We start from the raw sequence: 17,341 nt of genomic DNA, 5'->3' as shown, positions 1-17,341 counted from the left end.
CGCTGAAAACCCCGTCACAAAATGGGGCAGAACTATCTCTCAAATCACACCCTCAATCATTACAACACCCATAAACGCCGCAGTGAATTGACAAAACTACAACATCCCGACACGAGATACGGGCCCTGGTTACAAAAGGAATGAAACAATGAAGATTGCCGTCGCCGGTATCGGCTATGTGGGCTTGTCCAATGCGGTGCTGCTGGCACAAAACCACGAAGTCGTGGCGTTGGATGTGTCCGAGGAACGCGTCGCCTTGCTGAACCAGCGCCAAAGCCCGATTCAGGATGCTGAAATCACAGAATTTCTTTCTAACCGCACCCTGAACCTGACTGCCACTACTGACGCCGAAGCCGCATATGCGGGGGCAGAATTCGTCATTGTAGCAACCCCGACCAATTACGATCCCCGCAGCAACTATTTCGACACCAGTTCGGTCGATACGGTTATCGAACAGGTCACGGCTCTGAACCCCGACGCGGTCATCGTGATCAAATCCACCATACCCGTGGGTTTCATTACCGAGGCCCGCGTACGGTTCGGCACCGACAACGTGATCTTCTCGCCCGAGTTCCTGCGCGAGGGGCGAGCACTCTATGACAACCTTCACCCCAGCCGTATCATCGTTGGTGAACGGTCAGACCGGGCAAAAACCTTTGCCGATCTGTTGCTGGAAGGGGCGGTGGAAAAGGATGTGCCGGTGCTATTCACCGATGCAGACGAGGCCGAGGCGATCAAGCTGTTCGCCAACACCTATCTTGCCATGCGGGTTGCCTTCTTCAACGAGTTGGACAGCTATTCCCTGGCCGGAGGCATGGACCCGCGCCAGATCATCGAAGGCGTCAGCCTCGACCCGCGCATCGGCGCGCATTACAACAACCCCTCATTCGGCTATGGTGGTTACTGCCTGCCCAAGGATACCAAGCAGCTATTGGCCAATTACAACCACGTGCCGCAGAACCTGATCCGCGCCATCGTTGATGCCAATCGCACGCGCAAGAATTTCCTGAGCGATCAGATCCTGATGAAAGGGCCGAAGATCGTCGGAATCTACCGGCTGGTGATGAAAGAAGGCAGCGATAACTTCCGCCAAAGTTCGGTTCAGGGCATCATGAAACGGATCAAGGCCAAAGGCATTCAGGTCATTGTCTACGAACCTGCTCTTAGCGAGGATCACTTCTTTAATTCGCCGGTGATCCGAGACCTGGACGCGTTCAAACAGATGGCGGACCTCATCGTCGCAAACCGATTGTCGGACGACATACGCGATGTGAGCGATAAGGTCTTCACCCGAGACCTGTTCGGCGCTGATTAATACCGAAGAACTCGACATCGAGTATACCCGGTCTAAAACGCAGACCTGCCGCCTGGGAAAAAGCAGCAGGTTCCGGTGCCGTCTAGGTCACCCCAAAGACGCGGATTCTCTGTACCACCGTACCGAAAAACAAGCTTTTTTGATTACGCGCCTTCGGGGCCATTCAGGATTGTTGAATGCCCATCACGAAAAGAGCCCCTGAATGGGGGGGCTCTTATCCTTTGAGCCTTGGTATTGAACCTGGCCGGATGTCAGGTTGCGCTTGCGGTCAGCCCTTCGCGCCCTGACCACGTGCGTAGATATCCTCGTAGCGAACGATATCGTCCTCGCCCAGATAGGTGCCGGTTTGAACCTCGATCAGCACCATAGGCACTTGGCCAGGGTTTTCCATCCGGTGCACGGCCCCCAGAGGGATGTACACGGATTGGTTCTCGGTCACCAGCTGCTCATGATCGTCAATCTTCACTAGGGCTGTGCCTTCAACTACGATCCAGTGCTCGGATCGGTGGAAGTGGCTTTGCAGGCTCAGCGAGGCACCCGGGTGGACATGGATGCGTTTCACCTGAAAGCGCTCGCCCACCACAAGGCTTTCGAACCAGCCCCAGGGCCGGTGGTCCTTGGGGAAGGCCGTGGCCTGCGGCGCACCTTTTTCCTTCAGCGCTGTCACGGCTTTCTTGACGTCCTGAGCCCGCGAGGAATCCGCCACCAGAACCGCATCGTTCATCGCCACTGCGATTATATTTTCCAGACCGATACCCACCAGTTCCATCTGGTCACTATCTGAGCGCAGAAGCGTGTTTTTGCACTCGATCGCGGTCGCATCGCCGCTGATCACCACGCCGTCAGCATCCGGCCCGCTTTCACGCCAAACCGCATCCCAACCACCAAGATCGGACCAGGCGGCGTCAAACGGCACAACCGAAAGGTTGTCCGCTTTTTCCATTACCGCGTAGTCAATCGAGATATCTTCAGCCTGACCCCAAGGTTCGGGGTTCAGACGCAGAAAGCCCAGATCCGGCGTGGCTGTTTCAACCGCCGCTTCAACCGGCGCCATCAGTTCCGGCGCGTAGGTCCGGAACGCGGCAATCATATCTGCCGCACGGAACAGGAAAATCCCGGCGTTCCACTTGAAGTTGCCGGCCTCAAGCATCTCGGTCGCGCGGGCTCGGTCCGGTTTTTCAACAAACTTCTTCAGCGGAACTGGGGACCCGTCAGTATTGGCCGCGCTTGTCAGTTCAAGATACCCATAAGCGGTTTCAGGATGCGTTGGTGTGATCCCGAATGTCACCAATTGTCCCTGCGCCACAGCCTCCAATCCGCACGCAATGGCAGCGTGAAACGCGGCCTTGTCGGGAACAACATGATCAGACGGGGCCACCAACAGTACCGCGTCTGGATCTTCCGCCACCGCGCGCAGGGCAGCGGCCAGAACCGCCGGTGCGGTATTGCGCCCTTCGGGCTCAATGAGAATGGCGCCGGGGTCGATTCCAACCGCCTGCAATTGCTCGACAACAATAAAGCGGAAATCCGAATTCGTCAGAACAACGGGTGCTGCAAAACTCAGGTTGCCCGTCGCGCCGGACAGTCGGCGCGCAGAGGATTGAAAAAGGGTTTCCTGACCCACCAGGGGGACGAATTGTTTGGGATAGCTTTTCCGGGACAACGGCCAAAGGCGTGTTCCGGACCCTCCACAGAGGAGGACAGGAGTGATCAACATAGTAAGCTCAAAATCCGATCTGCTTTCATCGGTCCTAATAGATGCGATTTGCCGGGACAAGGCTAGGGGCGGCTTCGATCGGAAATAGACCCGCTACCATCGCTTAAGTGTCAGACCTTCAAGGATGGGCCGACAAGAACCGGGGCTCAGCCCCATTTAGGCAGACTGCACTCAGTACGCCTGTCGCAAAGGCTCCGGTATCAATGGCAATTCGTCCCTTTTGTGCTCTGGGCGTTCCGACAATCGTATGCCCATGTACAACCCAGACACCGTCGCGCCGCGTCTTCGACTGAAACGATGGATGCCCCCAGATGAGAGTCTTTGCCGATTGCTCTCTGGGCGAAGCGTAAGGATCTGCGCCAGCGTGAACAACAAGGACGTTGCCCGACATTTCCCAGGTCTTCAAACCCGCAACCCATTGGCACAGCGCGTCGCCCATCGCCTCTTGCAACCTGTCCCGACAGTCCGTCAATTCGTCACTGCTCATCTCTGAGCGCGCGCCGTGTACACCAAATGAGGCCAGAGTTTGCAGGCCACCAAAACGCAACCAGCGCAGGCCCTGCCCTGTGGGATCTTTCAGAAATTGCAGCAGCATCTCTTCGTGGTTCCCCATCAGACAAGTCAGGTCTGAACGTGCACTGATCAGGCGCAGGACCTCGGCGCTGTGCTCTCCGCGATCGACATAGTCACCCACCAAAATGATCCGGTGGCCCTGTGGTACCTCCGACAACAGCTTGTCAAGCTGCACGAGGCAACCGTGCACATCTCCGATCACGCAAAGTGGAACGTCTGGGTTCGGTGGCAAGAAGTCACCACGACGCATAAACCGTTGGAAAAGCGATGTCAGCACGAAGCGCTGGTCTCCTGACTTGTGGTCACGTCAGCCCCCACCACGAAAATCCGACGTTGGTTCTCGGCTTGAAAATAGATACCTGCGCTCTGACCTTTGGGCAAGTTCGACGTCAGGCTGCTCGACAAGCTGGTACGCCCATGCGTATGAGTTCGCTACCTTTGACTTTGTGGACTCCGTTGATGCGTTTGCGCGCCGTATTCATGAACCACGATTTCAGTGGCTCCGGATAGTAGTCAGCCATGACTTTGCTGAAATACTCGAAATCCTCGGGCGCAAGTTTGCGACCGCCGCGCGACGGGCCGTGAAATCCAAAGGTCGTATTCGGATCCACGCAGGTTTCGGGTAGCCCGAGAAACATCGTGCATGTTGAATAGCAGACGCGCCCACGTATCTCGACCTTGATACCGTGGACCTTAAGGTTTTCAAGTTCTGCCAATCGGTCATGCAAATATCCGCCACGGTCGCTGCCCACGACCAACAACTGCTGCGCCTCAACGCCCGAAGGTGCACTCAGGGTAGAAATCATCACCGCCGCAGCCAGCAAAGCTGAAACGAACCGGGAGGCTCTGCCATTAAAAGGGTTTTTGGCATGCAGTGACGCTTTGACTAAAGTATCGATCAGGCTTGGCACAGTCAGTTCTCCAGTTCCAGAGTTGGTCTGGATCAAAACTAGAAAGCTGCGACGCCTCAGCCGTGTGCACCGTGTGGTAAAATTTGGCATTAAATACTTGTTTTAATTAGATTTTTATACAATTTTTCAGCTTCCTGTTTCTAAGTTACTATGTCGTAAGTGTTGCACTTGGTCGTAAGTGTTGCACTTGGCCCTTCCAAGGCAGCTTCCGGTACAACACCGCTGTAGTATTGAAGCCCAAACGCAGAATGCTCCCCTTTTGGCTTTAACTGTTTGTTTTTAAACCTAGAAGATTGGTTTCGGGAGTAGGGCTTGGCCGTTACTTAACGTCAACGAAACTCCTTTTCTAGGGAAGCCTGTCGGCTCCGTCTTTTGCTGCATTTTGACAACACTGTTTTCGACACATGACCGCTGTGTCCGGCATTACTAGCGATCATGAACCCGGATCAAGTATCCGCAACAAGTCCATAGCGGTAACTGGCCTCGTAGCGGAAGACCTTGCTCGGCGGCTGAGACGTCAGGAATGGTTGCGGTTATTATTTCCGAAGCTTTAATTCTATAAATTGAAGGAGCGAGTTCGCTCTGACTTTGGCGAATGAAAAGTTTGCCTGTAACCCACACAGGATCATCTGAGCCAGTTCTTCGACATGTGTCACCTATCGGGGTATTGGAAGCATCTAAGGTATCTAAAGAACATACTTTTTAGATTAGTCTGGCGACCCCGGCAGGATTCGAACCTGCAACCTGCCCCTTAGGAGCGAGAGGGATTATGAAAAAATCACTTCAGATTCAACGACTTACATGTCGTATCTTTGTGATATTTCGTCCCATTTCAGGTCATTTTGTTCCGTTTCGTTCCATTTCGTTCCGGGCGCTTGCCAAGTTGAACAACGTTCGCCAGGGCATCTTCCTGGAAGTCCGGGCGCAGGTGCAGATAGTTTTCTTTGATGGTCTCATATGCTGTGCTGAAATACTCAGCGGCGAGCATCGGATCGCCACCACCTGATATGTAAAGTGTGATCGCTGTGTGTTTCAGCCCGTGAGGTGTAATTCGTTCAATCTCCAAGCGCCGACATGCACCATCCAGCGCTTGACCGATATCACCAACTGGCTTGCCAGGACTTCTGGGATGCTCGACCAAATACTCCTGATTTGGAAAGAGGCGCTCCCATCTTTCCAACGCCAGCATGATTTTGCCCGGGATTCTGTGTGGCTCACGTCTCTTCTTTGTCACTTTCTCATGTGATCCGCGCCGATACCAAATCTCATTCTGCATATCGACCCAGGGTCCATCCTCGCGCTTTTCCCTCTTCGTCTTTGCAACTGTTGCGAAGCGTGAACCGGTGTAAAGAAGTAGAAGGAACAGCCGAGCAGCATGCTTGGTTTTGCCTGGGGAACGGTGCCAGGATCCGTCCCGTGCCTTTGTCGGCGCACCCCGCCACAATTCATGCAAGATTTTCGCTGCCTCACTGCGTGTCAGCGATCTGTCACGCGCTGGCATTTCATCAGGCAGCACCACAGTCGGCATTGTGCCGAGAAGAATTCCGTCAGCCTGTGCGAATTTTACAGCAGCCCTCAGCGTCGTGAGGTCGCGCCGCGCCGTCGACTGCGAGATTTTCGCCTTCGACATAGATGTCTCGCGCGTTTTTAGATGGTGTTTTCGCAATCCACCGTTCATTCGCCACTTCGTGTATTCGGCGCATGAAGTGCGATTGATATCAGCGGCTGCTTTACCGGTCCAAAACGGCGACAAAGCCTCGATTGCATCGGCAAGCAGCTGAGGTTTCGCTACGTCGTCTGCCCTGGCCTCAGCGTAGCGATAAACCAAATCCATGACTGGCGTCTTGTCTGTGGTGCGCGGCGCGGAAGATCCGAGCCGCTCCAGGATCAATTCGTCTGCAAGCGCTTGCTCCGCAGCTTCGAAAGCAGCTGGCCCTCGTAGTCCGAGCCGACGGCGGCTACCATCGGATCTGAAGATACGCCAGTCCCCTGTCTTTGGGTCCATGTGGACGCGGGTTGGCTTCCTTGGTCTGGGCATTTCAGATACTCGTCAATCATGTCTCGATGGATACGGTATTCTTTGCCGACCTTGCGCGCAACTAAACGACCAGCGCGGATTTCGGCGAGGATTGTTTCGTATTTTACATTGATCATTTCGGCTGCTTCATGAGCGCTAAAGGCGATGCGGGGGATGTGAAAATTGGTTTCCATCCCAAGGAAAGGGTACCGTTCAAAAATTCCGGAAATCGGCTTAGATGACTCCCCCTAACGATCTGACCACAAACACTTTTTATCTCTATGAAGTCGCTCAGTTGCTACCCCGCTACCCGAGGTGGTTGGTCCGCAGCATTGCCGCGGACCCTGGACTTAGAGCACCTCCGCGATTCTCTCGCTGATCCGGAATGCCTCGGCTCGTTTCGCGCCATCAACGACGGTTCCCTTGGGGAGCATTTCAATCCAAGCATGCTCACGTAGCACCCTAAGCGCTTCTTGCCGGTCGCCCTTCTTCCGAAAGGCAGGCGGACCAAACTGTGAGATCTCTTTATCGTGCCCCAACCCACCTGCACCGAACTGCCTGGCCAGCCACGCTCCAAGTTCGCCAGCTTCACTCTCGTCCTTCTGCGACTTCGCCAGGGAAAGAAGGTTGGAGAACTCGGCAATGTAGAAGCGCATAAGGTCACAGGCAGAAATTGCCGCATCTTCCGGAACCTCCTGCGCACTGATGTTGTCGAAGAGCGCAACAACACCCGAGAGGCGAGTAGCGTTCTCTGTTGACCGGCTCGCAAACCCCCGCACCTTTTCGAACTTCCCGCCAGGAGCCAGCTGAGCCTCGATTTCATCATGGAATGCAATCAAGACCTTCCTCGCCGCCTTGGACAAACGCAGCAGGGGTTGGCGCGGCGCAAATCGGTCAGTTGGAGTTTCACGCGTTTGGCGCAGCGCCTGGACTTCTTCCAAGGTGTTGAAAACGCGATTTGCGAATTCAAGGATTTGCTGCTCGGCCTCTAAAGAGCATTCCTGGAAAAACCTCGTTCCCATTGTGGACTTTGGATAGCAAGGTAGCACCCGTGCGAGGAAACCTTGCTCGACCAGCTCCCGATCTCCGAAGACCTGGGTGTTTAAGTAGGGCTGGAACATTAAACTCATTGATAACGGAACCCCCTCCACACCAGCATCTCGGCCATCTGCCCTGGGGCTATAGACCCTGGTTCCGCTCCAGAGTTGCGATATAGTTGCAGTTGTTTTCTGCTTCTTCTCCTTACTCATCGCGTGGCTACCAAAAAACGATGCAGCGTCATCATTCGATAGGCATGTGAACCCCGGACCTCGGCTCATTGTCCGGAGCAAACCTTCCAGCGTCGGTTCATTTACGATGATGTCTGCGGAGGGTAATAATTCCGCTTCATCCAGATCGGCAGCAGCCTTTCTGGCGGCTTCCAAGTCCTCAGCGAGTTCCCTCTGGAAAACAACAATGCCGCGCTGTGCTGCGTCATCAACAGCCGTCTTTCGTTCACCACTTTGAGCGACGGTTATCAAAAAGAGCGAGAGCGGCATGCCGCCGCCGTGAATGGCCTCGACTTGCCCCCACGAACTTACGGCAGTGTTCATTGCACACAGGACCGCTTGGGCGCAAAGGGCGGTGGGAGCTTGATATTTCTGGTGCAGTGCTTTGACCATTGCCGATCCATGCTCGCCAAGGGCGTTGATCGGAAAATTGGCCATTCGCCCCTCACTTCCACCGAAGGGCTTGGGTGCGGGAACTGTGTCGTTTGCCGCAGATTCCAGGTGTTCCGGGAAAGTTTTTTCAACCCAGCAGGAATCTGCGAAATCTAATAATGGCATGTCGGTCATGATGTCCTCGTAGTTAGTTTTTCGACTAAACAGGAGGTATGTTCACTTTATGTTCCAGGAAAATAGTTTGGAAAAATAGTTTGACCTGGAGCAGAAACATCGTCTGTGCATCGCTTCTTTTCGCTCTTTGCCCTCGCTTCTTGGCCCACTCCCGCGCCTTGGTCTATTCGACCAGGGCGCTGAGCTTCCCCTTGCGGTCCCAGCTCATTGGCACGGAAACAGCATTCCGAATTAGACGATCTCGGAGGTGCCCCACTTCCTGATCCACAGAGCTGTATTCAATACGGCCAACCCAGATGGCTTCTGCGGCCACAGTCGCAGAACGAGCCAGTGGCATCAGCTTTCGCAATTCTTCAAAGAGCTGCTTGGCGGCTTTCCGAGATGATGACTTCGCGGGATCGCAATCATCAAGAATGACTTTCAACGCTTCACGCAACTTGTCCGTATATTGATCTGGCTCAATCTGCCTCTGTCTCACCTCTCATCACCTTCCATCATTGTTTTGAGTGCAGCATCCACCCCACGGGCAACATTATTTGCCGATGCGGCAATCCTGGGCTTTGAGGCGGGCACAGATCGGTGATGGGAGCGTTTCAGGCGCTCTTGCAGCCCTTTCAGCTTCTCAACTCTACTACCATCTCCCTGACGTTCTGCGAGCGTTTGAGCCGCTTCCAGAGCCTGTGCTGCTTTGGCCCGTTCTTCTGCCAGCCGTTTAGCCTCTGCTGTGTTCTCCGCGGCTTTTTCCAGGTTACGTTTTCGCGCCACTCGATCCGCCTGCGCCAGCTTTCGCGCATTCTCGGCCAGCTTCTTTCGGTCTTTGCGAAGCCCCAGCACTTCCGGTTCCAGGCGGTCCTTGGTCGTCAACATCTTGCGTTCTGGAGGCAACACGCCATCCAACTGCATTTCATCTCTTAGATGTTCGAAAAACGCATCCTGCAAAGCAGATCCCTGCGAGCGACGATCATCTCGACCGAACCGCTCCTTTGCGTGAGCTTTGCTAAATTTGGACACGGAGGCCTTCTTGGCCGTCCTTCCATCCTTGTAATAGAAGTCATATCGCGGCAGCAAAAACACATCGGCAGTGTGCCGACCCTTCTCGTCTCGGTCGAGACGAGCAGCAAAGACCGCATCCCCACCATGATAACTGTTCAGGAACTCAACTGCATGGCCCAGCATAGCCCGTTGATGGTCTTCGTTCGCACCATCCAGCAATCCGGTTGGGAATTGTACGAGAGAGTGAATGCAGGCTGAGCGTCCAGACTGCTTGACCCCCTGCATATGCGCTCTTCTTGCGTCTGCAAGATCCAGGGAGCCATAGACAAGAGGCTCAGTATCTCGGATCCGCCGTTGCTGTCCGCTGGCATCTTCTCGCTTCCCATGGCGCTCCATATTTGCCAGGTCAGGAAAGCCGATAGCCTTCTGTCGGACAGCACCCACCAACCCGGCTCTTTCGTTTTGTTCCTTCATGCCTCAGATGTAGGAAAATTTCACCCCTTTCAAAAAAGGGTTAACCCGCTAACCCTTTTCCTGGGGAAAAAGGCGGGCCACTTCGCGGAGGCCTTGCCGGGGGGCTTGCATAGCTCCCATGACGTGAGGCGCGCGTGGCTCTACCCTGTTTCATGAGATCACGTGAAGTAGCGGAGTCGCAGCCAAGAAGATAGATATCTTAAAAACTTCACCAGTGCCCATTCACGGCTTGATGCAAGATTTTTTCAGCGCGGGTACTCATCCCCTTCCGCTCAGGATCGTAGTCAATCGCATCCAGTGAGCTTCTCAAAGTGCTGATTGGCTCCGTTTCGCTCTTTCTATGCAATGGAAATTTTGACGGGTGATGGCGGAACGCGACCCACAAATCGGACCCGTCCTCTTCCAGCACACTATTCACCTTTTCAACCATCTTCATGCTGAAGTCTCTGGCGTGCGCTGATGTCCAAAGCACATCAGGGAGGGCAGTCGTCAAGAGTGGCGGACTTCCGCTTGTGTCCTTAATGGTATGCAGCGAAACATACCCATCCGGATATAGCTTGAGGGCGTATCGGGTTTCATACTCACGCCCTGCCAGCTCCTCCGCTCTCGTGTAAAAACTACTACCCTCGTAGCGGTCGTATTTCCTGAAGAGACCCTTGCGGCCAACGTAGTCCCAATGGGCGGCTTTGATATACTCAAGCGCCTCCTCACTGGACGGAAAACGGTGCTCGTAAATCTTTCTCATGTGGGCCTTCTTTGATAAAAATACCTGGGCGGTGGCTTTGGAGTTGTGATGTCACCATCCAATGGAGGGGAATACTACAATCTCAAATCTCGGATCTCTTCCAGGGAATAGGGTGTTTTTGGTCTCATGTGGGCTATTCGGTGGCAGGTTGGACACAAGCAAACCAACTCGTTTATCGAGGTAATGGTCGCTTCAGGCAATTCTCCCAACGGGTTGAGATGATGGACTTCGATGACGAATTTTCCGACAGATATCTCAAGTCGAAAATTGCATGCTTGACAGGTGTAGTCGTCGAGCTTTTTCCTTCCCTCTACCAACTTTGAGTTCCTGGAGCGAAGAAGATAGCGGCGCTCTTGTGCAATCCCTTCAATACCTTCGAGGTATGCTGGAGAATCAGTCGGATGAGATGCATTTGTGACGTATTCAGGTAGTAACGCCCATACGCCGTTGCCATGGCCGTTTACGCTGTAAAAAACCGCATCCCCTCTAAAATTGGAAGAGCTTTCAGCGTGGTCTTCAACAGTTCTGCGGATTGTTGCCTTGGCTTTTGCGGTCCAACTTGCGCCTCGAGCTTTTCGACGCCGTTCTGCAAGTTCGTAAACGTCGCTGTATGAAGCTTGACCTCCAAGCTCATTGTAAATCGTGACGAGGTCATGGAGCCAAGCTCCCGGTTTTGGAGACTTCATAGTGAAACAGCTTTTCGAACAAAGGACTCGAGATAGAAGCTTTGCAGATGCGCGAATTGCTGTCGACAAATTAGTTTGGGCAAGGTTCCCCCCCCTGCGGTTGCAGGCAATTGTCTCATGACACACCAGCAAGGACACAGGGAACAAAAACCATCCTATTTCATTGGATCAGCGGATGGGCTCGTATCGCCCTTCATAAGAGTTGGCATTTGAGAGGGCTGTCTTAGGAGTAAGCACCCAACCCAGCCAATAAGTTTAGTTCCAAATTTCGTTCCGCATGAAAGATACTCGCCATGCGGTTTCCATTTAAGTGATTGATATATTTGGCGACCCCGGCAGGATTCGAACCTGCAACCTGCCCCTTAGGAGGGGGCTGCTCTATCCAGTTGAGCCACGGGGCCGCGCAAGGCCCTCTGTAACGCGGTTTTTTTCGGTTGTCATGAGTTTTGCACAACAGTTGTAAAACACGTCCTGTTCACGCTACCATCGGGCAAAACAACAGCGCAGGTGCCCTCCGTGACAACAGAAACAAAACGCCCGCTTACCCTTCGCGACGTGTCTGAGGCTTCGGGAGTTTCCGAGATGACAGTCAGCCGGGTTCTGAGGAACCGGGGCGACGTGTCCGACGCCACGCGCACCCGTGTTCTGGCCGCCGCGAAAGAGCTGGGATATGTGCCCAACAAGATCGCTGGCGCTTTGGCGTCAAGCCGGGTCAATCTGGTTGCGGTGATCATACCTTCGTTGTCGAACATGGTCTTCCCCGAGGTCCTGACCGGTATCAATCAGGTGTTGGAAGACACCGAGCTGCAACCGGTGGTTGGCGTCACCGATTACCTGCCCGAGAAGGAAGAAAAAGTCCTGTACGAGATGCTTTCATGGCGGCCTTCAGGCGTGATCATCGCAGGGCTTGAGCATACGGAAGCGGCGCGCGCCATGTTGGATTCGGCGGGTATCCCGGTGGTTGAGATCATGGATACCGACGGCAAGCCGGTGGACGCGATGGTTGGTATTTCGCACCGGCGCGCCGGTCGTGAAATGGCCGAGGCGATCCTGAAGGCGGGTTACGAACATATCGGCTTTATGGGCACCAAGATGCCGCTGGACCACCGTGCGCGGAAGCGGTTCGAAGGCTTCACCGAAGTTCTGGGTAAGAACGGGATAGAGATCGAAGATCGGGAGTTCTATTCCGGCGGTTCGGCCCTGGCCAAGGGGCGCGAGATGACACAGGCCATGCTGGAGCGTTCGCCTGAGCTGGATTTCCTGTATTATTCCAATGACATGATCGGTGCTGGCGGCTTGCTGTATCTGTTGGAACAAGGCATCGAGGTGCCGGGGCAGATCGGTCTGGCCGGTTTCAACAATGTCGAACTGCTGCAGGGCTTGCCGCGTAAGCTGGCTACGATGGATGCCTGCCGGTTGGAAATCGGGCGCAAGGCGGCCGAGATCATCTCCGGACAACTGGCCGAGCCGGAAGCCGAATTCGACACCCGAGTGACCCTGACCCCCAAGATCAGCTATGGCGATACGCTGAAACGGCGCTGACACAGTGGCGCTGCAACGGCTGGATAACAAGGCGGCCCGTGCGCTGTTCATGGACCGCCATGCGTTGGCCGAACAGCCTTCGGGCGGTGCCAAGGGCGCGGAACTGTTGGATCTGATCCACCGGCTGGGTTTTGTGCAGCTGGACAGCATCAATACGGTTGCACGTGCGCACGACATGATCCTGTTTTCGCGTCGGCCGTCCTATCGCGCGAAAAACCTCAAACACCTCTATGAGCGCGACAAGGCGCTGTTCGAGCACTGGACCCATGACGCCGCGGTCATTCCGATGGAGTTCTATCCCCATTGGCATCTGAGGTTTCAACGGGACGAAACGCTGCTGAAATCCCGCTGGAAAAACTGGCGTCGGGACGGGTTCGAACAGCAATTCGCCACCGTTCTTCAGCATATCCGCGACCACGGGCCGGTATCGTCCTCGGATGTGGGCAAGGACGAAAAGAAAGGATCCGGCGGCTGGTGGGACTGGCATCCGTCCAAAACCGCGCTGGAATTCCTTTGGCGGTCCGGTGCGTTGACGGTAATTGGCCGCAACGGGTTTCAAAAACACTATGACCTGACCGAACGGGTGATCGACACGCATCTGTGCCCGGGCAACATGGCCTGCGACGCTGAGGCAACCGTGGATTGGCTGTGCAACGCCGCGTTAGACCGGTTGGGATTTGCGACATCGGGAGAATTAGCCGCCTTCTGGGACACGGTCAGCGTGACCGAGGCGAAAAACTGGTGCGAAAAGGGTCTAACACAGGGATTTTTGGAGGAAATCGAAGTCACCTGTGCCAATGGGCAGGTGCGGAAGCAGTTGGCCCGCCCAGGGTTGAGCAGAGCTGGCACGCCCGTTCCGCCGGGCCGTATCCGGGTGCTTAGCCCCTTCGACCCTATGCTGCGCGACCGCAACCGGGCCGAGCGGCTCTTCGGGTTTCACTATCGGATAGAGGTGTTTGTTCCCGCTGCCAAGCGGACCTATGGCTATTACGTTTTTCCGCTACTGGAAGGCGACAAGATGGTCGGTCGTATCGACATGAAGGCCCAACGGGACCGAGGTGTCCTGCAGGTTAGCGCGTTGTGGCCGGAGCGATCCGTTCGCTGGTCAGATGCCCGCACCCGGCGGCTGCAATCGGAACTGGATCGGGTCCGCCGTTTTGCCGGGCTGGACGATGTGGAATTTGCAAAAGACTGGCTGAAAGCCCCTAAATAGGGTCTATTTCCTCCCCGCCAACGTTAAATGGATCGGCTGCAGCCCATCAATGCCGCCCTCGATCACATCGCCAGCCTGCACCGGGCCAACACCGGCAGGCGTACCGGTCAGTATCAGGTCTCCGGGCCGCAGATGGTAGTATCCGGACAGATGGCTAATGATTTCGTCGATCTTCCAGATCAGCTCACTCAGCGTTGCATCCTGACGGATTTCGCCATTCACACTCAGATGAATACGGGTGCCATCCGCCGGCGACCAATCCGCCGCTGGGGTCAATGGTGCAAACACCGCACCGGCTTCAAGGTCCTTGCCCAGATCCCACGGGCGCTGCTTGTTGCGCTCGCGAATTTGCAAGTCTCGGCGGGTCATGTCGAGCGCACATCCATAAGCGTAAACCGCATCCCAGGCCTGTGCGCTGGTGGCGCGGAAGACCGGTTTTCCGACGGCGACGGCAAGTTCCATCTCGTGGTGGAAGTCTTCAGTTCCCGGCGGGTAGGGCACGGTTGCCCCGGTCAACACCGCATTTGGGGCGGATTTGGTAAAATAGAACGGCGCTTCGCGATCAACCTCGTGCCCCATCTCGGCCGCGTGTGCCGCATAGTTTCGGCCGACACAGAAAATCCGGCCTACTGGATAAGCCGCCTGCTGCCCCTGAACCGGAATGGCAATCGGTTCGGGAAGAGAAAACACAGTGTCTGGCATATCGACCCCTTTAAATTCAAGCAACGCGCATCTTAATGCAGCGATCTGACAGGCAAGACACACGCCTTGCACATAACTGCTAACGTGCTGCAAGTCAGTCTTGGGACCGTAAGAATCCGACCCATGTCTGATCACAATCCGGGTGCTGTGTCTTGGAAATCACGGAAACAATGCTAAGTTGAGGGATGGCAAAGCGAGAGGTCCGGCACATCGGGGTGCCGCGCTTTGGCCGCCGCTCACAGGTACGGCGGGGGAATAGAACCCGTCTGACGTCAAGACATCCCATTCGTCTGCGAACCGCGTGGACGTATTGGATGCGATTATTTCAGAGAACTACGGCGAAAGACCACACCCCCTGAGTCTTTGCGCCACACAGTCGGTTTATTCAGTCCGGCGCGTTCTCTGAATCGCAGGCTGGACCGTCGGGACCTCTTCGACGCAACCGGCCTCGGGCCAGGCAATCAATCCAGTACACGTCTGGCCGCCCCGCCGGAGAACATACCTATCTCTGGCGGGGTTCGTGCGTCAGGTGTCACGTTTCCAGATCACGCAATTCATTGAGCAGGTCCAACAAGGCCTCATGGCGTTCCGGACCCAACTTGGTGCGCAAATCCTCGGCCATATGAATGGTGACCTGAATATTATCCCGAATGATCTGCTTCCCGTTTGCCGAGATGTCGACGATCTGACGGCGTTTGTCGCCAGGGTGGGTTTCTCTGAGGATCAGCCCCTTTGCTTCGAGCTTTTGCAGAATGCGGGTAAGGCTGGGCAACAGCAGGCACGCGCGGTCCGCAAGATGGGTCGGCTCTTGCGGGCCTTCTTCATCCAGAACGCGCAGCACGCGCCATTGCTGTTCGGTTACGCCGACATCCGCCAGCATCTTGCGAATAGGCCCCATGACCCGTTCTCTGGCCCGCAGGAGTGCAATGGGCAATGAACGTGACGTCAATGGTACTTCATTGGTCATAAGGAATTTTCACCGAAATCACGCGACACTGCAACGGGCCAATCTTTTCCTCGTTGTAATGTTACCATTTGCCCTTATTAGAGTCTTTCGAGTTGACGCGCTTTGAGTCAATGCAATCTAAATTTAGTAAACATAGCAATTAATATTGACCCTTGGCGCTAAATGGCCATGACTGGCACAATGAAGCAATTCAGGCTGGGGCAAATCCGGGTCTGACAAATATCCGAGGTTTGGCATGAAGTGGGATGAGTTCACCGACTGGGGCAAAAAAATTGCCGTATGGGCGCAAGACTACCACCTGACTGTAGGGGACAAACCCGTGCGCGCCCGGACCGAACCGGGTGAGATTCTGAACGCCCTGCCCGCCAATCCGCCGGAGCAGGCACAGGCGATGGAGGATATTTTCCGCGATTTCGAAGATATCGTGATGCCGGGGATCACTCATTGGCAGCACCCCCGATTTTTCGCCTATTTCAATGCGAACACGTCGCCCCCGTCGGTTTTGGCAGAGTTCCTGACCAGCGCCATCGCGCCGCAATGCATGTTGTGGCAGACCTCGCCCGCCGCGACCGAAATGGAGACGCGGATGATGGAATGGCTGCGTCAGGCGCTGGACCTTCCCGAGGGATTTGCGGGCGTCATACAGGACTCAGCATCCTCAGCAACGCTGGCCGCAGTTCTGACCATGCGGGAAAAGGCGTTGAACTGGCAGGGCAACCAGCAGGGATTGTTCGGGCAGAAACCGCTGCGTGTCTATTGCTCGGCCGAGGTGCACACTTCGGTGGATCGCGCCATCTGGGTGGCCGGGATCGGACAGGACAATCTGGTGCGTATCCCGATCAAAGGCGACTGGCGCGGCATGGACCCCGCGGCGCTGGAAACGGCGATTCAGGCCGATTTAGACTCTGGTTTGCAACCTGCGGGCGTCATTCTCTGTGTCGGCGGGACCGGCACCGGGGCAACCGATCCGGTGGATGAATGTCTGAAGATCGCGCAGAAGTACGGGCTTTATTCGCATGTAGACGCGGCCTGGGCCGGGTCGGCGATGATCTGTCCGGAATACCGCCACTATTGGCCTGGGATCGCGCACGCTGACAGCATCGTGTTCAACCCGCATAAGTGGCTGGGCGTGCAGTTCGACTGCTGCGCGCATTTCCTGAAAAACCCCGACGATCTGGTACAGACACTGGCAATCAGCCCGGAATATCTTAAGACGCATGGCAAGGACGGGATCATCAATTATTCGGAATGGTCGGTTCCTCTGGGCCGCCGGTTCCGGGCGCTGAAACTGTGGTTCGTGCTGCGCGCCTATGGGCTGGAGGGGCTGCGCGAACGGCTGCGCAACCATGTGAATTGGTCTAACGATCTGCATGACCGGCTGGCAGCCGAGCCGGATTTCCAGATCGTCACCCCGCCAATGTGGTCGCTTTGGACCTTCCGCTACACCCCCGATGGGCACACGGATCTGGACGACCTGAACCTGCAGCTGGTCAATGCGATCAACGATGATGGCCGCATCTATCTGACTCAGACCCGAGTCGATGGTAATCTGGTAATCCGCTTCCAGGCCGGTCAGTTCGAAACCACCGAGAATGATGTCCGAATGGCCTATGATGTCATCACCGAAATTGCCCGTTCACTCACCTAGAGG

At 55.3% G+C, this 17,341-nt stretch carries 16 protein-coding genes and 1 tRNA gene; 4 read left to right on the top strand and 13 right to left on the bottom strand.

Annotated features, from left to right (window positions below; genetic code table 11):
• Nucleotides 1-148: 148 nt before the first annotated feature.
• Complete coding sequence (locus ACR0ER_RS14240) at nucleotides 149-1,315, top strand: nucleotide sugar dehydrogenase (RefSeq protein ID WP_480769509.1); 1,167 nt, start codon at nucleotides 149-151, stop codon at nucleotides 1,313-1,315.
• 268 nt (nucleotides 1,316-1,583) lie between these two features.
• Here ACR0ER_RS14240 and ACR0ER_RS14235 read toward each other — a convergent pair whose 3' ends face one another.
• From ACR0ER_RS14235 to ACR0ER_RS14185, 11 genes are all read right to left on the bottom strand, one after another.
• Nucleotides 1,584-3,032 carry a mannose-1-phosphate guanylyltransferase/mannose-6-phosphate isomerase gene (locus tag ACR0ER_RS14235; protein WP_480769508.1) on the bottom strand — a complete coding sequence of 483 codons (1,449 nt, stop codon included), beginning with the start codon at nucleotides 3,030-3,032 and terminating at the stop codon, nucleotides 1,584-1,586.
• 118 nt (nucleotides 3,033-3,150) lie between these two features.
• Complete coding sequence (locus tag ACR0ER_RS14230) at nucleotides 3,151-3,882, bottom strand: metallophosphoesterase family protein (RefSeq protein WP_480769507.1); 732 nt, start codon at nucleotides 3,880-3,882, stop codon at nucleotides 3,151-3,153.
• Nucleotides 3,883-3,994: 112 nt separating this feature from the next.
• Nucleotides 3,995-4,411, bottom strand: a complete 417-nt coding sequence (locus ACR0ER_RS14225; protein WP_480769506.1) for a hypothetical protein — start codon at nucleotides 4,409-4,411, stop codon at nucleotides 3,995-3,997.
• Nucleotides 4,412-5,348: 937 nt separating this feature from the next.
• Nucleotides 5,349-6,350 carry a hypothetical protein gene (locus ACR0ER_RS14220; RefSeq protein ID WP_480769505.1) on the bottom strand — a complete coding sequence of 334 codons (1,002 nt, stop codon included), beginning with the start codon at nucleotides 6,348-6,350 and terminating at the stop codon, nucleotides 5,349-5,351.
• Nucleotides 6,351-6,403: 53 nt separating this feature from the next.
• The gene (locus tag ACR0ER_RS14215; RefSeq protein WP_480769504.1) at nucleotides 6,404-6,727 is read right to left on the bottom strand and encodes a helix-turn-helix domain-containing protein; all 324 of its coding nucleotides are present in this window, start codon (nucleotides 6,725-6,727) and stop codon (nucleotides 6,404-6,406) included.
• 156 nt (nucleotides 6,728-6,883) lie between these two features.
• Nucleotides 6,884-8,368 carry a DUF3987 domain-containing protein gene (locus ACR0ER_RS14210; protein WP_480769503.1) on the bottom strand — a complete coding sequence of 495 codons (1,485 nt, stop codon included), beginning with the start codon at nucleotides 8,366-8,368 and terminating at the stop codon, nucleotides 6,884-6,886.
• A gap of 163 nt (nucleotides 8,369-8,531) precedes the next feature.
• Entirely contained in the window at nucleotides 8,532-8,846 is a 315-nt protein-coding gene (locus ACR0ER_RS14205) for a hypothetical protein (protein ID WP_480769502.1), read from the bottom strand.
• A complete protein-coding gene (locus tag ACR0ER_RS14200) occupies nucleotides 8,843-9,835 on the bottom strand; it encodes a hypothetical protein (protein ID WP_480769501.1) in 993 nt (330 codons plus the stop codon). The genes ACR0ER_RS14205 and ACR0ER_RS14200 overlap by 4 nt, the downstream gene beginning before the upstream one ends.
• 208 nt (nucleotides 9,836-10,043) lie before the next feature.
• Nucleotides 10,044-10,580, bottom strand: a complete 537-nt coding sequence (locus tag ACR0ER_RS14195; protein ID WP_480769500.1) for a hypothetical protein — start codon at nucleotides 10,578-10,580, stop codon at nucleotides 10,044-10,046.
• A 74-nt stretch (nucleotides 10,581-10,654) separates the two neighbouring features.
• Nucleotides 10,655-11,266: an HNH endonuclease gene (locus tag ACR0ER_RS14190; RefSeq protein WP_480769499.1), complete on the bottom strand. Its 612-nt coding sequence runs from the start codon at nucleotides 11,264-11,266 to the stop codon at nucleotides 10,655-10,657.
• A 324-nt stretch (nucleotides 11,267-11,590) separates the two neighbouring features.
• A tRNA-Arg gene (locus ACR0ER_RS14185) sits at nucleotides 11,591-11,667 on the bottom strand.
• A 115-nt stretch (nucleotides 11,668-11,782) separates the two neighbouring features.
• Between ACR0ER_RS14185 and ACR0ER_RS14180 the strand changes: the two genes are divergently transcribed.
• A complete protein-coding gene (locus ACR0ER_RS14180; RefSeq protein ID WP_170334151.1) occupies nucleotides 11,783-12,808 on the top strand; it encodes a LacI family DNA-binding transcriptional regulator in 1,026 nt (341 codons plus the stop codon).
• Nucleotides 12,809-12,812: 4 nt separating this feature from the next.
• Nucleotides 12,813-14,021: a winged helix-turn-helix domain-containing protein gene (locus ACR0ER_RS14175; RefSeq protein WP_480769498.1), complete on the top strand. Its 1,209-nt coding sequence runs from the start codon at nucleotides 12,813-12,815 to the stop codon at nucleotides 14,019-14,021.
• A gap of 3 nt (nucleotides 14,022-14,024) precedes the next feature.
• Here the strand turns inward: ACR0ER_RS14175 and ACR0ER_RS14170 are convergent, their stop codons facing one another.
• Together ACR0ER_RS14170 and hpaR are read right to left on the bottom strand one after the other, a co-directional pair.
• A complete protein-coding gene (locus tag ACR0ER_RS14170) occupies nucleotides 14,025-14,723 on the bottom strand; it encodes a fumarylacetoacetate hydrolase family protein (protein WP_480769497.1) in 699 nt (232 codons plus the stop codon).
• A 532-nt stretch (nucleotides 14,724-15,255) separates the two neighbouring features.
• Complete coding sequence (gene hpaR, locus ACR0ER_RS14165) at nucleotides 15,256-15,690, bottom strand: homoprotocatechuate degradation operon regulator HpaR (RefSeq protein ID WP_480769496.1); 435 nt, start codon at nucleotides 15,688-15,690, stop codon at nucleotides 15,256-15,258.
• Between the two features lie 235 nt (nucleotides 15,691-15,925).
• Between hpaR and ACR0ER_RS14160 the strand changes: the two genes are divergently transcribed.
• Nucleotides 15,926-17,338 (top strand): pyridoxal phosphate-dependent decarboxylase family protein, encoded by a 1,413-nt coding sequence (locus ACR0ER_RS14160; RefSeq protein ID WP_480769495.1) that lies wholly within the window; start codon nucleotides 15,926-15,928, stop codon nucleotides 17,336-17,338.
• Nucleotides 17,339-17,341: the final 3 nt, after the last annotated feature.

This window comes from Ruegeria sp. CH8 (genome assembly GCF_056536985.1).
This window is presented reverse-complemented; position numbering and strand designations above follow the sequence as displayed.

Coding starts and splice junctions, on each gene's coding strand:
- hpaR (WP_480769496.1), bottom strand. CDS start 15,690: ATGACCAATGAAGTACCATTGACGTCACGTTCATTGCCCATTGCACTC.
- ACR0ER_RS14210 (WP_480769503.1), bottom strand. CDS start 8,368: ATGACCGACATGCCATTATTAGATTTCGCAGATTCCTGCTGGGTTGAA.
- ACR0ER_RS14170 (WP_480769497.1), bottom strand. CDS start 14,723: ATGCCAGACACTGTGTTTTCTCTTCCCGAACCGATTGCCATTCCGGTT.
- ACR0ER_RS14240 (WP_480769509.1), top strand. CDS start 149: ATGAAGATTGCCGTCGCCGGTATCGGCTATGTGGGCTTGTCCAATGCG.
- ACR0ER_RS14200 (WP_480769501.1), bottom strand. CDS start 9,835: ATGAAGGAACAAAACGAAAGAGCCGGGTTGGTGGGTGCTGTCCGACAG.
- ACR0ER_RS14215 (WP_480769504.1), bottom strand. CDS start 6,727: ATGGAAACCAATTTTCACATCCCCCGCATCGCCTTTAGCGCTCATGAA.
- ACR0ER_RS14225 (WP_480769506.1), bottom strand. CDS start 4,411: ATGATTTCTACCCTGAGTGCACCTTCGGGCGTTGAGGCGCAGCAGTTG.
- ACR0ER_RS14160 (WP_480769495.1), top strand. CDS start 15,926: ATGAAGTGGGATGAGTTCACCGACTGGGGCAAAAAAATTGCCGTATGG.
- ACR0ER_RS14235 (WP_480769508.1), bottom strand. CDS start 3,032: ATGTTGATCACTCCTGTCCTCCTCTGTGGAGGGTCCGGAACACGCCTT.
- ACR0ER_RS14195 (WP_480769500.1), bottom strand. CDS start 10,580: ATGAGAAAGATTTACGAGCACCGTTTTCCGTCCAGTGAGGAGGCGCTT.
- ACR0ER_RS14220 (WP_480769505.1), bottom strand. CDS start 6,350: ATGGATTTGGTTTATCGCTACGCTGAGGCCAGGGCAGACGACGTAGCG.
- ACR0ER_RS14190 (WP_480769499.1), bottom strand. CDS start 11,266: ATGAAGTCTCCAAAACCGGGAGCTTGGCTCCATGACCTCGTCACGATT.